We start from the raw sequence: 16038 nt of genomic DNA on the forward strand, positions 1-16038 counted from the left end.
GGCGCGCGCCGCCGAGGAGGCGCGGCGCGCGCCCGGATCAGACGGTCTCGATGCGGATGAGGCGCGTGGGCGCGAGGGTCGTGGGATCCCGATCGATCTCGTCGATGGCGCCGCGCAGGTCCGCCTCGCGCGCCTGGTGCGTGAGGATCACGAGCGGGACGGGCTTCCCCTGGTCGTTCTGCTCCCGCTGCTGCACCGCCGCGATGGAGATCCGCCGCTCGGCGAGCTTCGAGGCGGTGCGCGCGAGCACGCCCGGCGCGTCCTTGACGGAGAAGTGCAGGTAGTACGCGCAGCGCACCTCCGCGTGCGGCCGCAGCTCGACGAGGGGGCGATCGGGGGGGAGCGGGACGCGCCCCGGGCTGCCGGCGAGGATGTTCCGCGTGAGGTCGATGATGTCCGACACCACCGCGCTGCCCGTGGGCATCGCGCCGGCGCCCTGCCCGTACAGCATCGACGGGCCGAGCGCCTCGGAGTGGAGCACCACCGCGTTCATCGCGCCCCGCACGCCGGCGAGGAGCGAGCCGAGCGGGATGAACGCCGGGTGGACGCGGGCCTCGATCTGGTCGGGCGCGCCGGGGGCGGCGCCGTCCGCCGGCCCGGTGCGCCGGGCCACCGCGAGGAGCTTGAGCGCGTACCCGAACTCGCGCCCCCAGCGGAAGTCCTCGGGGCTGAGCCCGGTGATGCCCTCGGTGAGCACGTCCTGCGGCCGGAGCCTCGCGCCGAACGCCAGCTGCGCGAGGACGCAGAGCTTCTGCGCCGCGTCCCCGCCCGACACGTCCAGCGTGGGGTCGGCCTCGGCGTACCCGAGCTTCTGCGCCTCGCGGAGGGCGTCCTCGAAGCGCGCGCCCTGCTCGTCCATCGCCGTGAGGATGAAGTTCGTCGTCCCGTTGACGATGCCGTGGAGGGCGTTGATGCGGTCGGAGGCGAGCGCCTCGCGGAGGGTCCGGATGATGGGGACGCCGCCGCAGACCGCGGCTTCGTAGTAGACGTCCACGCCCTTCTCGCGGGCGAGCCGGAAGATCTCGTCGCCCCGCGCCGCGAGGAGCGCCTTGTTGGCCGTGACGACGTGCTTGCCGCGCTCGAGCGCGCCGCGCACGAGCGCGAAGGCCTGGTCCACGCCGCCCATCAGCTCGACGACGACCGCGATGCCGGGGTCCTCGAGGAGGTCCTCGACGCGGGTGGTGAGGAGCTCGGGGGCGAGCCCGATCGCGCGCTCCTTGCCCTCGTCGCGCACCGCCACGCGCCGCACCGCGATCCGCGCCCCGAGGCGCGCCTCGATGTCGCCTGCGTGGCTGCGGAGGATCGACAGCACTCCTCCGCCGACCGTGCCGAACCCGGCGATCCCGATCCCGACCTCGCGCATCACTTCCCTCCAACCCTGTAAGCGCTCAGCACTGCCCTGACCTGGGGCGTCACCGCCCCCCCGACCACCGCGAACGTCTCGAGCTTCACCGGTCCCACCCCCGGCGCGTAGGTGATCTCGAGCACGTGCTCGGCGCCCTCCGCCGCGCGGTTGTGGGCCCGCACGCGCACGCACCCCGCGAACGCGCCGGCCGGGGTGGTGGCGGTCTCGCCCACCGCGGCGATCTCGTAGCGCTCCGTCGAGCTGGCCGAGACGATGGACGACCAGCGGTTGCCGGTCGCGATGGGGCCACACAGGAGACGTCGCGCCCGGTCGTGCAGGCAGTCGCCGTCGAGGCGCAGCTCGCCGCGCTCGGTGTCCTTGAAGTACCCGTCCTGCGTGCGCTCGACGATGCGCACCGTCCGAGGGCTGCGGTGCTCCGGCGGCACGGCGGGAGACTCGTCCTGGTAGGTCCACTCGTTGCCGAGCGCGAGCGGGAAGTAATCGGCGGGCGTGGCGCCGGCGGGGGCGACCGCGGCGCCCGGGGCGGGGGCGCGGGCGCAAGCGAGGGCGAGCAGGGTGACGGCGAGCGGGCGGAGCCTCATGGGGCCCGCATCTTAGCGGAAACCTGCGCCTCAGCGGCCTCCGCCCGCGCGGAGAGGTCGGCGAGCGCCTCTCGCGCAGCCCGGCGCACCGCGGGGTCGGGGTGACCGGCCTCGAGGGTGAGCAGGTAGCCCTCCGCCTCGGGGCCACCGATGTCCCCCACGATGCGCGCGATCCGCGCGGTCAGCGCGGGATCGCCCCCCTGCGCGACCTCGATGAGCGCTCCCACGGCGCGGGGGTCTCCGATCTGCGCGAGGGCGCCGACCGCGCGCTGGACGATGTCGGGGTCGCCGTCGCGAAGCCGCTCGAGCAGCGCCGGGATGGCCTCCGGGCTGCGCCGCTCCGCGAGGACGCGGATGGCATGATCGCGCACCCGGGCGTCCTGCGAGCCGAGATCCAGGATCAGCGCGTCGAGCGGCTTCGCCTCGGCCGCGAAGCCGAGCGCGAGCCCCTTCGCGGCGTCCGCCACCGCCAGCCCGAACGCGGTGCGCCACGCGTCGCGGGGCGTGCGGCCGGCGAGCGTCGCCGTCGCCGTGCTCGTCTCGTGGACGAGGTCGCCCGCCTCGGGGCGCGACGGCGCGAGCTCCAGCTCGACGGCGATCTCGACGCGCGGGGCGCTGCCGGCGAACCCGTCCGGCGCGAGCCGCACCCCGAGCACGTCGACGCGGGCACGATAGGCGTGGTCGCCCTTCCCCTGACGGAACCCTGCCTCGGAGAGCGCGGTGCGCGCCGACGTCTCGAGGCTCGTCGCGTCGAGTCCCGCCTCCCGCATCGGCTCGGAGAGCGCCCCTTCCGCGACCCGCACCGAAGCGACGGCGGGGAAGGCGTCCCGGCGGCAAGCGGTCCCGGCGGCCAGCACGGCGGCGACGCCGACCGCGATCACCGTGCTGGCGCCCCGCGAGCCCGCCATCGGCCGCTAGCTCCCGCTCGTTCCGCCGTCGCCGTCGGGCCGCTCCGCCGCGGGAGCGGACGGCTCACGCTGAGGGGCAGCCGCGGGCTCGACATCCTTCTGGCCGGCCGCTGCCACGGGTGCGCCGCCAGGCTGGGCGGCGCCTTGCGTGGCTGCGCCGCCCTCGCGAGCGCGGCCGCGTCCACCACGCCGCCGCCGGCGCCGCCGGCGGCGGCGACGCTCTCCAGCGGCGTCCGCCGGGCCCTCTCCCGCCGCCACGGTCTCCTCCTGCGTCGCCTCGACCTCCTCGCCCTCCTCGTCTCCCTCCGGTCCATCGTCATCGAGCTCGCCGCCCAGCTCGCCCTCCCCCTCCTCGGCGAGCGAGCGCTCCACCGTACGCGGCGCCGACATGGTGACCATCACGGCGTCAGCGGCCGCTGCCGCGCTGGCGATGACCTCGAGCGGCTCCGGACCGGAAGCGGGGACCGGCTCGGCGGCCGACTCGGCCGTGGGCGCCTCCTCGCGGAGGGGCTCGCGCGGCTCGCGGCTCTCGCGCGGCTCGCGGCCCGCACGCGGCTCGCGGCTCTCGCGCGGCTCGCGGCTCTCGCGCGGCTCGCGGCCTTCGCGCGGCTCGCGGCCTTCGCGCGGCTCACGGCCCTCGCGCGGCTCACGGCTCTCGCGCGGCTCGCGGCCTTCGCGCGGCTCGCGGCCTTCGCGCGGCTCACGGCTCTCGCGTGGCTCACGGCCCTCGCGTGGCTCCCGCCCCTCGCGCGGTTCACGGCCCTCGCGCGGTTCACGGCCCTCGCGCGGCTCGCGCCGCTCCCGCTCCTCCCTCCGCGCGCGCCGGGCAGCCTCCTCCTTCTCGGCCGCCTCGGCGGCGGAGCGGAAGAAGTCCTCGTCGACCTCGGGGATCACGATCGGCGCGGTGCCGAGCCCGACGTCGGCGAACGCCTCGGCGAGCGCTTCTCCGCAGAGGAGCACGATGGGGAGCTGGCCGGAGGCGGCGGCCTCGCCGCGCGCCTCGCGCGCGACCTCTCCGGCGCTGATGATGACGCCGATCTGCGCGCCGTAGTGGGCGAGATCGCGCCGGAGCTCGGTCACGTCGCGCCGGGACGCGTCCGCTCCGTTGCGAACGACGCGGATGCCGTGGCGAAGCTCCGCCAACCCCATCTTGCGGCGGGCCGTGTAGATCACGTGCTCGCGCCCGCGCTTCGCGACCTTGATCTCGCGGAAGCCGGTCTGCTCGAGCAGGCGCCCGGCGAGGTGCTCCACGGTCGCGGCGTCGGACTCGCGCAGCCGGCGGCGCAGCGTGGCGAGGGCGGCCCGCCGGAGCTCCGAGGCGCTCTGGGCCGCGGCGGGACGCGCCGCGACGGGGGCGATGGGGGCGCGCTCCCCCGCCTCGGGCTGCGCGACGAGGGTGACGGCCTCTCCCTCGACGAGGAAGAGCGGCTTGCGGCCGGCCGACTCGCGCCGGCGGTTGTCCTCGACGAGGGCGGCCTTGAGCGAACCGGCGTCGCGGACGAACGCGTCCGGCATGAGGAGCCGCTCGGCGCCCAGCGCCGCGATCTCCGAGAGCGTGATGGCGTGACCTGCTCCCGCGAGGATCTCGTAGGCCACCTCGGCGGGCGGCGGGAAGCGACGCCCGCGCCGCTCCTCCTCCTCCCTCCTCCTCGGCCGGCCTGCCTCGCCACGCCCAGCGCCGCGCGCGATCTCTCGGGAAGGGACCGGGTGGCGTTCGCGCCCCCGGTAGGGGAGCTCGCCCTCGGGCGGCACCTCGATGAGCCCCTCCAGGCCCGCCGGGTCCTCGTCGAGTCCCCACTCGACGAGCGCGAAGGTGCCCGGCAGCACGGGGATCAGCCGCCGGTCGGCGTGCGGGAGCCGGCAATGCGCGGCGAGCTGGTCGGCCATCGTCTCCTCGGGAATCTTCCCGACGTGGTCGAGCAGGCTCTCGCGGATGGCGATCTCCGTGAGCTTCTTGAAGTGGAGAGGCTTTCCTTCGCGCCGCAGCACCTCGATCGCTGCTTCCGTGAAGGTCATGTACGTCCTTGGGAGAGGGGAAGAAAGAGCGGCGGCCCGCGCGTAGGGGGCCCGCACCGGAGCGGTCATCTTCGTGCCGGTGCGCTGTCATGTCAACGTTGAAAGTGCCTGATTCCGCGGTGATTCTTGGGATCCCATGATCCGGATCCGAACGGGCGCGAGCTGGAAGCACGACCCCGGGCTGGAGGCCTCGCTGCGCCGGGCGACAGGGCCGGCGCGAGCGGCCGCCGCGCGCGCGGTGGTGGATGCGCTCGCCATCGAGGTCGACGGGATCGACATCGCCGCAGGCCAGGCAGAGGGGCCGCTGCTCCCCTCCCTCGAGGCGCTGCTGCGGGCGATCGCCCGGGTCGTCGGCGGGGAGGCGCACGCGGCGGTGCCCTTCCGCGAGGGCGAGCTCGAGCTCGTCATCCGCCGGCGCGGCTCGAGCGCCCTGCTCACCCTGGTGACCCTCTCTCGCCCGTCGCGCGTGCTGGCGCGCGACGTGGAGGTCGAGGTCGACGCGCTCGCCGCGGCGGCCCTGGACGCCGCCGCCGCCTTCTGCAGCGAGCTCTCCGAGATCCTGCCCGAGGAGGCGGAGCGCGAGGGGAGACGGCTCCGCGCGGCCGCGCGGGTGCTGAGGCGCGCCGAGTCTGCTCCTCCGCGGCGCTCGCGAGCCACGGGCGGCGCCCGCGCGCCACGCGCCACGCGCGGCGGGGCCCGGTTGGCCTGCCTCCTCGAGCTCTCGGACGAGGAGGGACAGCTCCTCGCATACGAGGGCGGTCGGCCGGACCTGGGGTCGTTGCTGGTCCCGGGGCGTCTCACGCTCCGCGGCCCCGGCGGAGCCGCGCTGGCGACGTTCCCGGGCATCCCGTTCCTCGCGCTGCGCGATCTGGGCGCGGGCGTGGACCGGCTGCTCGCGGCGCTCCGCCGTGGCGAGCCGAGCTGCGAGATCGTGCTCGCGCGGCAGGGGCGCGGCGGGGTCACCACGCTCGCGCTCGATCTCGTCGCGGGCCGGCTCTCTGGCCCCGGGCCCAGCGCGCCCTGCCCGCCTCTCGAGCTGGCCCGCGCGCTCGCCGAGGCCGCGCTCGAGCTGGGCCGGGTCGCGCGGGCGCGCAACCCACGGCAGGCCGAGAACGCGCACCTCGCGGACCTGGAGGCCGCGGCGGCCGAGCGGCTCGGGCAGATCGAGGAGCTCGCCGAGGGGGACCGCGCGCACGACGCCGCCCGCGGCGACGAGGCGCGCGTGCCGGCCCCCAGGGCGCCGTCCCAGCGGCCGCTCGGCCCGGGACGGCTCCGCAGGCTCGCCTTCCGGCGGCTCTTCGCGCTCGACGTCGGCGCTCCCGCCGGGCCTGGCCTCCACGTCCGCGGCGGGGTCGTCCTCGTCGCGGGTGCCGCGACCGTCGCCGCGCTCGAGCGCGCCTCCGGACGGCTCCTGTGGCGCGCCCCGGGCGCGACCCACGCCGCGGTGCTGCCGGGCGCGCTGCTCCTCGCGCGCGGCGGCGAGCTCGAGGCGTCGGCGCTCCGCACCGGTCGCCGGCTCTGGGCGCGCCCCCTCCCCGGCGCGGCGGCGTTCGGGGCCGTGGCGTTCGCGCGCGGGCCGCTCCTCGTGGTCGGCGGCGGGGCGCTCACCGCGCTCGATCCCGCTTCCGGCCGCACGCTCTGGCGGCTCGTCCCGCCTGGCGCGGGGCGGCTCGTCGCGACGAGCTTCGGCGGCATCGTCGCGGCCGGCGCGGACACCGGCTTCATCTACGGCGTGGACGGGACCGGCCGCGTGGTGTGGCGCGTCCGCGGCCCGGGTCCGGTCCTGCGCCCCCCCGCGGCGGTCGCCGGGCTGGCGCTCGTGCTGTGCTCCGCGGACTCCGGCGCCGGTGCGGTGGCGCTCGCCCTCGACCCGGCGGGCGGCGCGCGCCGCTGGGAGGCACCGCTCGACCTCGTCCCCTCCGGTCCGCCGGTCGCCTGGGGGCGGCGCGTCGCGATCGCCGGCGCGCTCGCGGGCGACGCCGTGATCGCCACGTTCGAGGAGACCGGCGCCCCGTCCTGGACGGTGGTCCCGCCCTTGGCCGGCCCGCCCGCGCTCGCGACCGCCGGCTCGCTGCTGGTCGCGCGCGATCCCAGCGGCGGGCTCGTGGCGCTCGGCCGCGACGGCGTGGCGCGCTGGACCCGTCCGCCGCCGTCCGGCGCGCCCGCGCCCGGCGCGGTGCCGCCCGCCATCGCGCGGGGCACGGTGATCGCCGCGGCGGACGGCGTCACCGCGCTCGACGCGCGCACCGGCGAGATCGTGGGCGCGATCGCCGGCGTGGCGCCGGTGCGCGTCGCGGTGGACGCCTCCCTCGGCCTCGCGCTCATGGACGCGGACGGCCTCGTCACCGGCTACCGCGTCGCCACGCACCTCAGCGTGGTGGCGTGACGGATCGTGACCAGGAGGAATCTTTGCGGAGGGGCTCCACGCGAAGCGTGGGGAGGGCGCCCCTCGACTTCGCGACCGCTGCGCGGCCGCTACGCTCGGGTGAACGGGATGTCAGATGGGGAACGGGTGAGCGGGACGTCGAACGGCCCCGCCGAGCAGGGGTGGGGGCGGGGGGCGCAGCCCCCCGCTACACACCGATGTACAGGCGCTTGCCGAAGTTCAGCGCGAGGTCCGCGTCGAAGATCTTCTGAGCCGCGGCCTCGATGTCGTAGGCCACGCGGTGGAACTCGACCACGCGCTCGTCCGAGTCGTACAGGACGAAGGCGGCGCGGTTGTCGCAGTCGCGCGGCTGGCCCACCGATCCGACGGACACGACGTACCGGTACCCGCGCCGGAGCCCGAACCGCGGCGCGACCACCTCGGTCACGTCTCCCGCCGAGTTGAGCGCGAACGACTTGCACAGGTGGGAGTGCCCGACGAAGTTCACCTCCGCCAGCGCCTCGAGGTGCGGGAGGAGCTCCCGGGCCTGCTCGATCGCGAAGACGTACTCGTAGGCCTCGGGGTCCACCGGGCTGCCGTGGGTGAACTGGGCGTTCTCGACCCGGTGCGCGTACGGCAGGCCGCGGAGCCACTCGAGGTTGCCGAGGTCGATGCGCGCGGCGGTCCAGTCGAGCGCGTGGCGCGCCGCGTCGTAGTAGAAGCTGTAGTCCATGCGCCCGGCGACGGCCGCGTCGTGGTTTCCGAGCAGCGTGACCGCCGCGCTCCTGCGGACCAGCGCGCAGCACTCGTTCACGCTGGCGCCGTACCCGACCACGTCGCCGAGGCAGATGATCGTGTCCGGCCTGAGCTTCTCGAGCGCCGCGAGGGTCTCGGTGAGCGCTTCGAGGTTCGAGTGGATGTCGGACAGGATGCCGATGCGCATTTCGCGGCGCGTCCCCCGCGCGCGTCGGGATGGTAGCCGCGAGGGTGCAGCGCGTCAACCCACGGACACGCCGTTGAACAGGTCCACCTCGAGGTCGTCGAAGTGGGCGAGCCGCCGCGCCTCGGAGTAGCGGGCGCGGATCTCCTCGGTCGTGAGGGTGCGCAGCCGGTCCAGGGAGAAGCGCTCCACGGTGAAGCTCGCGAGCACGCTGCCGAGGACGATCGCCCGTCGCATCGCCCCGTGATCGAGGCCGCCGTTGCGTGCGAGGTATCCCATGAACCCGCCCGCGAAGGAGTCGCCCGCGCCGGTGGGGTCGAACACCGAGGCGAGCGGGACGGCGCAGGCGGCGAAGACCTCGTCGCCCGAGAAGAAGAGCGCCCCGTACTCTCCCCGCTTCACCACGACGGCCTTCGGGCCGAAGGAGAGGATCCGGCGGGCCGCCTTCACGACGTTGTGCTCCTCCGCGAGCTGGCGCGCCTCGGCGTCGTTCACGAACAGCATGTCCACGCGCCGGAGCGTCTCGAGCAGGCTCTGCCGCTTCGAGGCGATCCAGAAGTTCATCGTGTCGCACGCGACGAACCGCGGGCCACGCACCTGATCCAGGACGGCGCGCTGCAGATCCGGGTCGATGTTGCCGAGGAACACGTACTCGGAGTCGCGGTAGTGGGCCGGCAGCTCCGGCCTGAACTCGGCGAAGACGTTGAGCTGCGTGTCGAGCGTGTGCGCGGTGTTGAGGTCGAACTCGTAGCGCCCCTTCCAGCGGAAGGTGCGCCCGGCGCGCCGAACGAGCCCGCCGAGGTCGATGCCGCGCGAGGCGAGGAACCGGACGTGCTCCTCGGGGAAGTCCTCGCCCACCACCGCCACCACGCGCGTCGGCCCGAAGAAGCTCGCGCACGTCGCGAAGTACGAGGCGGAGCCCCCCAGCACCTCTTCCCGCGCGCCGAAGGGCGTCTCCAGGGAGTCGAGGGCGACCGAGCCGACGGCGAGCAGCGACATGCGCGACCTTTCCGCCGGCGGGCCGCCGGCCAGGCGGCACGATTAGCCCGCCGCGGGCAGGCGGGTCAACGGTGGCGGGGCGGGGCGCCTCGGATCGCCCGGGCCGCCCTCCGCCGCGAGCTGGCCGCACGCCGCGGAGATGTCGCCGCCGCGGTTCTTGCGGACCACCGCCGTCAGGTTCCGGGCGGCGAGGGTCTCCTGGAACTCGACGACGCGCTCGGGCGCGGGCGCGCGGTACGGGAGGCCGGGGTTCGCGTTGTACGGGATGAGGTTCACCTTCGTCGGGATGCCGCGCACGAGCCGGGCGAGGCGCACCGCGTCCTCGAGCGAGTCGTTCACGCCGCCGAGGAGCACGTACTCGAAGGTGATCCGGCGCCCGTTGCGGATGGGGAAGCTCCGGCAGGCCTCGAGGAGCTGCGCCAGGGGGTAGCGCCGGTTGATGGGCATGAGGGCGTCGCGCTGGGCGTCGGTGGTCGCGTTGAGCGAGATCGCGAGCTTCACCGGCGTCTCCTCGCCGAGCTTGCGGATCATCGGCACGAGCCCGCTCGTCGAGACGGTCACGTGCCGGTGCGAGAAGTTGGGCCCGTCCTCGCTCAGGAGGAGGTCGAGCGCGACCTTCAGGCTGCGGTAGTTCGCGAGCGGCTCGCCCATCCCCATGAACACGAGGTTCGTGAGGGGCCGCGGCCCCTGCCCTTCCCCGAGCTCGACGATCCGCCGGTTCGCGCGATGGACCTGCTCGACGATCTCACCCGGCGTGAGGTTCCGGGCGAGCCCCATGGTGCCGGTGAGGCAGAAGGTGCACCCGACGGCGCAGCCGACCTGCGACGACACGCAGAGCGTCCGGCGGTCGGGCTCGGGCATGTAGACCGACTCGACCAGCTTCCCGTCGTGCGTGCGCCACGTCCACTTGATCGTGCCGTCGACCGAGCGCTGCTCGGTCGCGCGCTCGAGGGTGGTGAGCGTCGTGGCCTCGGCGAGCGCGGCGCGGAGGGCCCGCGGGACGTCGGTCAGCTCGTCGAGCGAGGCGGCCCCCTTCTGCTGCAGCCAGCGGTGGAGCTGTCGCGCCCGGAACGGCCGCTCGCCGAGCGCAGCCACCAGCCGCTCGAGCCGGTCGAGGGGCAAGGACCGGAGGTCGGGCCGGGGCTCCGGCCGAGGCGGATCGTGCGGCGCAGACATGGACGTCCTGTTCTAAGCGCTGCCCGCGGCGCGCGCCGCCGGCTCCCCGGAGGACTCGGCCGGCCGTCGCGCGATCTCCACGCGGGTCACGCGCCGCTCGTCCCCGGCGCGCACCGTGAAGGTGAGCCCGTCCCAGGTGACCATCGCGCCGACGGGCGGGACGCGCCCCGCCGTCGCCGTCACGAAGCCGCCCAGCGTCTCGTAGTCGCCCTCCTCCGGGAACCGGAGCTCGGGCGGCCGCTCCTCGCCCGCCGCCGTGGCCGCCTCCTCGAGGCGCTCGTTCAGGTAGGCCTCCAGGTCGTGCAGCGGCATGGCCGCCTCGGCGAGCCACAGTCCGGGCCCGACCACCTTGACCGGCGCGGCCTCCACGTCCCCCTCGTCCTGGATCTCCCCGACGATCTCCTCGATGACGTCCTCGAGCGTGACGAGGCCGCTCGTGCCGCCGAACTCGTCCACCACGACCGCGAGGTGCGTGCGCCGCCGCTGCATCTCCTTGAGGAGACGCGAGATCTTCATGCCCTCGGGCACGAAGAAGGCCGGCTTCAGGTACCGGTCGATGGCGATGGGCCGACCCTGGCGCAGGTCCTGGATGATCTCCCGGACGAGGAGCACGCCGACGACGTTGTCGATCGAGCCCTCGTAGACCGGCATGCGGCTGAAGGGGTTCTCGGTGACGATCCGGAACAGCTCCTCCTGCGGGGCGTCGTGGTCGATGGCCACCATGCGCGTGCGCGGGACCATGATCTCCTTCGCCACGCGATCGGCGAACTCGAGCACGCTGTTGAGGAGCTCCTCCTTCACCTCGTCGAGCACCCCCTCGCGCGTGCCCATCTCGATGAGGTACTCGATCTCCTCGCTCGTCACGGCCGGCGTGACGGCGCCCTTGCCGCCGAACAGGCGGAACACCCCGTTCGTCGCCCGCGTGACGGCGGCGGAGAGCGGCCACATCACCCAGGACAGCGCCTGCACGAACGGGATGACGGCGAGGGCAGCCCGCACCGGGTGGCGCTTGCAGAGCGTCTTCGGGATGATCTCGCCGAAGAACAGCACGATCACGGTGGCGATCACCGTCGCGACGGTGACGCTCGTGGCCGTGTTCCAGCCGGCGCGCTCCGCCAGCGTCGCCCCGATCCCGGCGGCGAGCGCGCCCGCGCCGATGTTCACGAGGGTGTTGCCGATGAGCAGCGACGACAGGACGCGCTCGGGGTGCTCGATCCAGAGGCCGAGCATCCGCGCCCGCCGGCCGCCCGCGTCGCGGAGCTGGCGGGCGCGGGCGTCGCCCAGCGCGGTGAGCGCGGTCTCCGTCCCGGAGCAGAACGCGGACGCGACGAGGAAGAGGATCGCGAGCAGCCACTTCCATGTCGGCACTGCATCCAAAGCCCGCGCGCTCCTGACGTTCCCGAGACACGAAGCCCGTCCGGGGGTGGACGGGCGAGAGAGATTGTAACCGGAAATGGCGGTCGGGCCGGCACCCGATTGGGTGCCAGCCCGACTTACCGTAACAACATCCGAGAGTTAGGCCTTCTTCCACTCGTAGGTGTGGATGGCCGTCTCGGGGAAGAAGTAGCTCACCTCGATCTTCGCGTTCTCCGCGCTGTCCGAGCCGTGCACGGTGTTCTTCTCGATGTTGGACGCGAAGTCCTTGCGGATGGTCCCGGCGGCCGCCTTGGCCGGGTCGGTCGCGCCCATGATCTCCCGGTTCTTCGCCACCGCGCCCTCGCCCTCGAGGACCATCAGGACCACCGGGCCGCTCGTCATGAACTTCACGAGATCGTTGAAGAACGGGCGCGCCTTGTGGACGGCGTAGAAGCCCTCCGCCTCCGCCTGGGAGAGGTGCGTCATCTTCATCGCGATCGGCTTCAGGCCGGCCTTCTCGAAGCGGGCGATGACCTGGCCGATGACGCCCTTCTCGACGCCGTCGGGCTTGATGATGGAAAGCGTGCGCTCGTTCGCCATGTTGCGTTTGCTCCTCGTGCTGGGTTTTCCAAGGGCGCTAGCCGCGCTCGCGCTTCGCCGCCTTGCGAGCGCCCTTGCCGCCGCGTTGTGAGGGGGCCGAGCTCCGTGCTCCGGCTCCCCCGCGCGCCGGTGCGGCGGTCGGCGCGCGCTTGCCCGCGGCGGCGGGCCGGGACCGGCCGCGCCGAGCGAGGGCGTCCTTCATCGCACGACCGAGCAGGTGCGGTCCATCCACGACCGTGATGCCGGCGTCGCGCATCGCCTCGATCTTCGCCTCGGCGGTCCCGCTGCCGCCCGACACCACCGCCCCCGCGTGCCCCATGCGCTTCCCGGGGGGCGCCGTCCGGCCGGCGATGAACCCCACGACCGGCTTCTTGACGTGATCACGGACGAAGGCGGCCCCGCGCTCCTCCTCGGTGCCGCCGATCTCGCCGATCATGATGATCGCGTCGGTGCCGGGATCGTCGGCGAACTCGCGGAGGACGTCGACGAAGTCGGTGCCGTGCACCGGATCGCCGCCGATGCCCACCGCCGAGGACTGGCCGAGCCCGAGATCGGTGAGCTGCTTCACGGCCTCGTAGGTCAGCGTGCCCGAGCGCGAGACGACGCCGATGCGCCCCGGCCGATGGATGTGCCCGGGCATGATCCCGATCTTGCACTCGCCCGGGGTGATGAGGCCGGGACAGTTCGGGCCGATGAGCCGCGTCCCGGGCCGCTCCGCGAGGAACCGGCGTACGCGGATCATGTCGAGCACCGGGATGCCCTCGGTGATCGCCACGACGAGCGGGATGCCCACGTCCGCGGACTCGGTGATGGCGTCGGCCGCGAACGGCGGCGGCACGAAGATGACCGCCGCGTTCGCGCCCGTCTCCTTCACGGCGTCGTCCACCGTGTGGAAGATGGGCACCGTCCCCTGGAACTTCGTGCCGCCGCGGTTCGGCGTCACGCCCGCGACGACGCGCGTGCCGTACTCGAGCATCTGCTCGGTGTGGAAGCTCCCGGCGGAGCCCGTGATGCCCTGCACCACGACCCTGGTGTCTCGATTGACGTAGATGCTCACGCGCCCTCCGCGTCTTGAGAGGGGCTGCGCCCCCGCCCCGCAGACAGCTCATCGCCGTGCCCGCTCACCCCGAGCGTAGCGCCCGCGAAGGCGGGCGCGAAGTCGAGGGGCGGGGCCCCACCCCTGCTCGCCGGGGCCCGTGCGCCATCGCCGGCGGCTTCGCCGCGAGCGCGATGGCGCCCCGGCGGACTCGCGTCGCTCGTCTGAACGGAACCCATCACCGTCACGCCCGCGCCGCGGCGACGACCTTGCGCGCCGCGTCGCCGAGGTCGTCGGCCGGGATGATGTCGAGCTCGCTGTGGGCCAGGATCTCCTTGCCCAGCTCGACGTTCGTGCCCTCGAGCCGGACGACGAGCGGGAGCGCCAGGCCGACCTGCCGCGCCGCCGCGACGATGCCGTTCGCGATGACGTCGCACTTCATGATCCCGCCGAAGATGTTCACCAGCACCGCCCTCACCGCCGGATCCGAGAGGATGATCTTGAGCGCCGCCGTGACCTTGTCCTCGTCCGCGCCGCCGCCCACGTCGAGGAAGTTCGCGGGGCGCCCGCCGGAGAGCTTGATGACGTCCATCGTGGCCATCGCCAGGCCGGCGCCGTTCACCATGCAGCCGATGTCGCCGTCCAGCGCGATGTAGGAGAGATCGTACTCCTTGGCCGTCGTCTCCTTGGGATCCTCCTCGTCGGGATCCCGCATCGCGGCGATGTCGGCGTGGCGGTAGAGCGCGTTGTCGTCGAAGTTCATCTTCGCGTCGAGCGCCAGCACCTCCCCGCCGACCGTGATGACGAGCGGGTTGATCTCGGCGAGCGACGCGTCGGTCGCGACGTACGCGTTGTGGAGCCCGGTCGCGAAGCGCACGAAGGCGCCCACCGAGTCGCCCGTCAGCCCCAGCCCGAAGGCCAGCCGCCGGGCCTGGTACGGCATGAGCCCGATGAGGGGGTCGATCCACTCGCGGAGGATCTTCTCGGGGTGGCGCTTCGCGACCTCCTCGATGTCCACGCCGCCCTCGATCGAGGCCATGACGGCGAGCCGGCCCGCCTCGCGATCCAGGGTCATGCCGAGGTAGAGCTCCCGCGCGATCCGGCAGCCCTCCTCGATGTACACCTTGCGGACCTCCTGTCCCTCGGGGCCGGTCTGCGGCGTCTTCAGCATCATCCCGAGCATGGCCTCGGCGTGCTGCCGCGCCTCGTCGGGCGAGCGGGCGAGGCGTACGCCGCCGCCCTTCCCTCGTCCGCCGGCGTGGATCTGCGCCTTCACCGCGCAGATCCCGCCCCCGAGCTGGCGGGCCGCGCCCTCGGCCTCGAGCGGCGTGACGGCGAGGTAGCCGCGGGGGACGGCGACCCCGAACCGCCTCAGGATGTCCTTCGCCTGGTACTCGTGGATCTTCACGGTGGGTCACTCCCCTCCGGAGCTTCCCGCCACGACCCGATCCCCGCTCGGCCGGGAGTCGTCACCCAACGGCGCGGGCGATGGAGGTCGTCGGCGGGATGGACTTGGGGCAGACCTCTACACAGATCCGGCCGTGGTCGCAGTCCCGGATTCCGCTCCGGCCCATATGAGGCCATGCATCCATCCCCGGACCGAGCCAGAGGGTCGAGACGCGAGCAGCGCGAGGCGCGACGACCGAGCATACCCGCTGGGTATGTGAGGGAGGAGCAACGAAGCGACGCGACGCGGATCGGCCGCCGCGTCGACGGAGGCCGGCTCCCCGCGGAGCCGGCCCGGCCGAGCCGCTACAGCCTGGTCTCCGCGACGGACTTCTTCACGCTCTCCACCGACTTCGCGAGCATCGCCTTCTCCTCGTCGGAGAGCTCGAGCTCGACGACCTTCTCGACGCCCTTCGCCCCGATGACCACCGGAACGCCCAGGAAGAGGTCCCTCACGCCGTACTGGCCCTCGAGGTAGGCGGAGCACGGCAGCACGCGCTTCTGATCGCGCAGGTAGCTCTCCGCCATCGCGACCGCGCTGGCCGCCGGGGCGTAGAACGCGGACCCGGTGCCGAGCAGGGCGACGATCTCGCCGCCGCCCTTGCGCGTGCGCTCCACGATCGCGTCGAGCTTCGCCCGATCGAGGAGCTTCGTGAGCGGGGTGCCGTTCACGGAGCAGTACCGGACGAGCGGCACCATGTCGTCCCCGTGCCCTCCGAGCACCACGCCGGTGACGTCCTGCGGCGCGACGCCGGCCGCCTCGCCGACGAAGTACTGGAAGCGCGCGGTGTCGAGCACGCCGGCCATGCCGACCACCTTCTTCCTGTCGAAGCCGGTGACCTTCTGCATCGCGTACACCATCGAGTCGAGCGGGTTCGTCACCACGATGACGAACGCGTTCGGCGCGTGCTGCTTGATGCCCTGAGCGACCTTCGTGATCGCGTCGAGGTTCACCTTGAGGAGATCGTCCCGGCTCATGCCGGGCTTGCGCGGCACGCCGGCGGTCACGATGCAGACGTCGGCGCCCTGGATGACCGAGTAGTCGCTCGTGCCTCCGCCGGTGACGTCCACGTCGAACTTCAGGACGCCGCGGGTCTGCTGGAGGTCGAGCGCCTTGCCCTTCGCGACGCCCTCCATGATGTCCACGAGGACGACGTCGCCCAGGTTCCGCTGCCCGCAGAGCAGCGCCATGGTGCCGCCGATCTGGCCGGCGCCGATGAGGGCGATCTTCTTCCGAACCGCCATGGGT

The 16038-nt window shown here is 73.8% G+C and carries 13 protein-coding genes; 1 reads left to right on the plus strand and 12 read right to left on the minus strand.

What is annotated here, in order from left to right:
* Positions 1–37: 37 nt before the first annotated feature.
* From ANAE109_RS11075 to ANAE109_RS11090, 4 genes are read right to left on the minus strand one after another with little or no spacing between them, the layout of a single operon-like run.
* Positions 38–1363 (minus strand): homoserine dehydrogenase, encoded by a 1326-nt coding sequence (locus ANAE109_RS11075; protein WP_012096957.1) that lies wholly within the window; start codon positions 1361–1363, stop codon positions 38–40.
* Positions 1363–1947 carry a hypothetical protein gene (locus tag ANAE109_RS11080; protein WP_012096958.1) on the minus strand — a complete coding sequence of 195 codons (585 nt, stop codon included), beginning with the start codon at positions 1945–1947 and terminating at the stop codon, positions 1363–1365. Before ANAE109_RS11080 ends, ANAE109_RS11075 begins: the two co-directional genes overlap by 1 nt.
* Complete coding sequence (locus tag ANAE109_RS11085) at positions 1944–2855, minus strand: HEAT repeat domain-containing protein (protein WP_012096959.1); 912 nt, start codon at positions 2853–2855, stop codon at positions 1944–1946. Before ANAE109_RS11085 ends, ANAE109_RS11080 begins: the two co-directional genes overlap by 4 nt.
* A gap of 6 nt (positions 2856–2861) precedes the next feature.
* On the minus strand, positions 2862–4928 hold the full coding sequence (locus ANAE109_RS11090) for an HTH domain-containing protein (RefSeq protein WP_234945285.1): 2067 nt from the start codon (positions 4926–4928) through the stop codon (positions 2862–2864).
* 79 nt (positions 4929–5007) lie between these two features.
* Here ANAE109_RS11090 and ANAE109_RS11095 point away from each other — a divergent pair, with 79 nt between their 5' ends.
* On the plus strand, positions 5008–7257 hold the full coding sequence (locus ANAE109_RS11095; protein WP_012096961.1) for a PQQ-binding-like beta-propeller repeat protein: 2250 nt from the start codon (positions 5008–5010) through the stop codon (positions 7255–7257).
* Between the two features lie 187 nt (positions 7258–7444).
* On the opposite strand, the gene ANAE109_RS11100 is transcribed toward ANAE109_RS11095, so the two are convergent.
* From ANAE109_RS11100 to mdh, 8 genes are all read right to left on the minus strand, one after another.
* A complete protein-coding gene (locus ANAE109_RS11100) occupies positions 7445–8179 on the minus strand; it encodes a metallophosphoesterase (protein ID WP_012096962.1) in 735 nt (244 codons plus the stop codon).
* A 54-nt stretch (positions 8180–8233) separates the two neighbouring features.
* Positions 8234–9175: a PfkB family carbohydrate kinase gene (locus tag ANAE109_RS11105; RefSeq protein ID WP_012096963.1), complete on the minus strand. Its 942-nt coding sequence runs from the start codon at positions 9173–9175 to the stop codon at positions 8234–8236.
* Between the two features lie 42 nt (positions 9176–9217).
* Positions 9218–10351 carry a 23S rRNA (adenine(2503)-C(2))-methyltransferase RlmN gene (gene rlmN, locus ANAE109_RS11110; protein WP_012096964.1) on the minus strand — a complete coding sequence of 378 codons (1134 nt, stop codon included), beginning with the start codon at positions 10349–10351 and terminating at the stop codon, positions 9218–9220.
* A gap of 12 nt (positions 10352–10363) precedes the next feature.
* The gene (locus ANAE109_RS11115; protein WP_234945286.1) at positions 10364–11719 is read right to left on the minus strand and encodes a hemolysin family protein; all 1356 of its coding nucleotides are present in this window, start codon (positions 11717–11719) and stop codon (positions 10364–10366) included.
* 147 nt (positions 11720–11866) lie between these two features.
* Positions 11867–12307 carry a nucleoside-diphosphate kinase gene (gene ndk, locus ANAE109_RS11120; protein WP_012096966.1) on the minus strand — a complete coding sequence of 147 codons (441 nt, stop codon included), beginning with the start codon at positions 12305–12307 and terminating at the stop codon, positions 11867–11869.
* A 37-nt stretch (positions 12308–12344) separates the two neighbouring features.
* Positions 12345–13364, minus strand: a complete 1020-nt coding sequence (gene sucD, locus ANAE109_RS11125; RefSeq protein WP_012096967.1) for a succinate--CoA ligase subunit alpha — start codon at positions 13362–13364, stop codon at positions 12345–12347.
* A 223-nt stretch (positions 13365–13587) separates the two neighbouring features.
* Entirely contained in the window at positions 13588–14751 is a 1164-nt protein-coding gene (gene sucC, locus ANAE109_RS11130; protein WP_012096968.1) for an ADP-forming succinate--CoA ligase subunit beta, read from the minus strand.
* A gap of 344 nt (positions 14752–15095) precedes the next feature.
* On the minus strand, positions 15096–16034 hold the full coding sequence (gene mdh, locus ANAE109_RS11135) for a malate dehydrogenase (RefSeq protein ID WP_012096969.1): 939 nt from the start codon (positions 16032–16034) through the stop codon (positions 15096–15098).
* Positions 16035–16038 lie beyond the last annotated feature (4 nt).

Source organism: Anaeromyxobacter sp. Fw109-5 (assembly GCF_000017505.1).
GTDB lineage: Bacteria > Myxococcota > Myxococcia > Myxococcales > Anaeromyxobacteraceae > Anaeromyxobacter.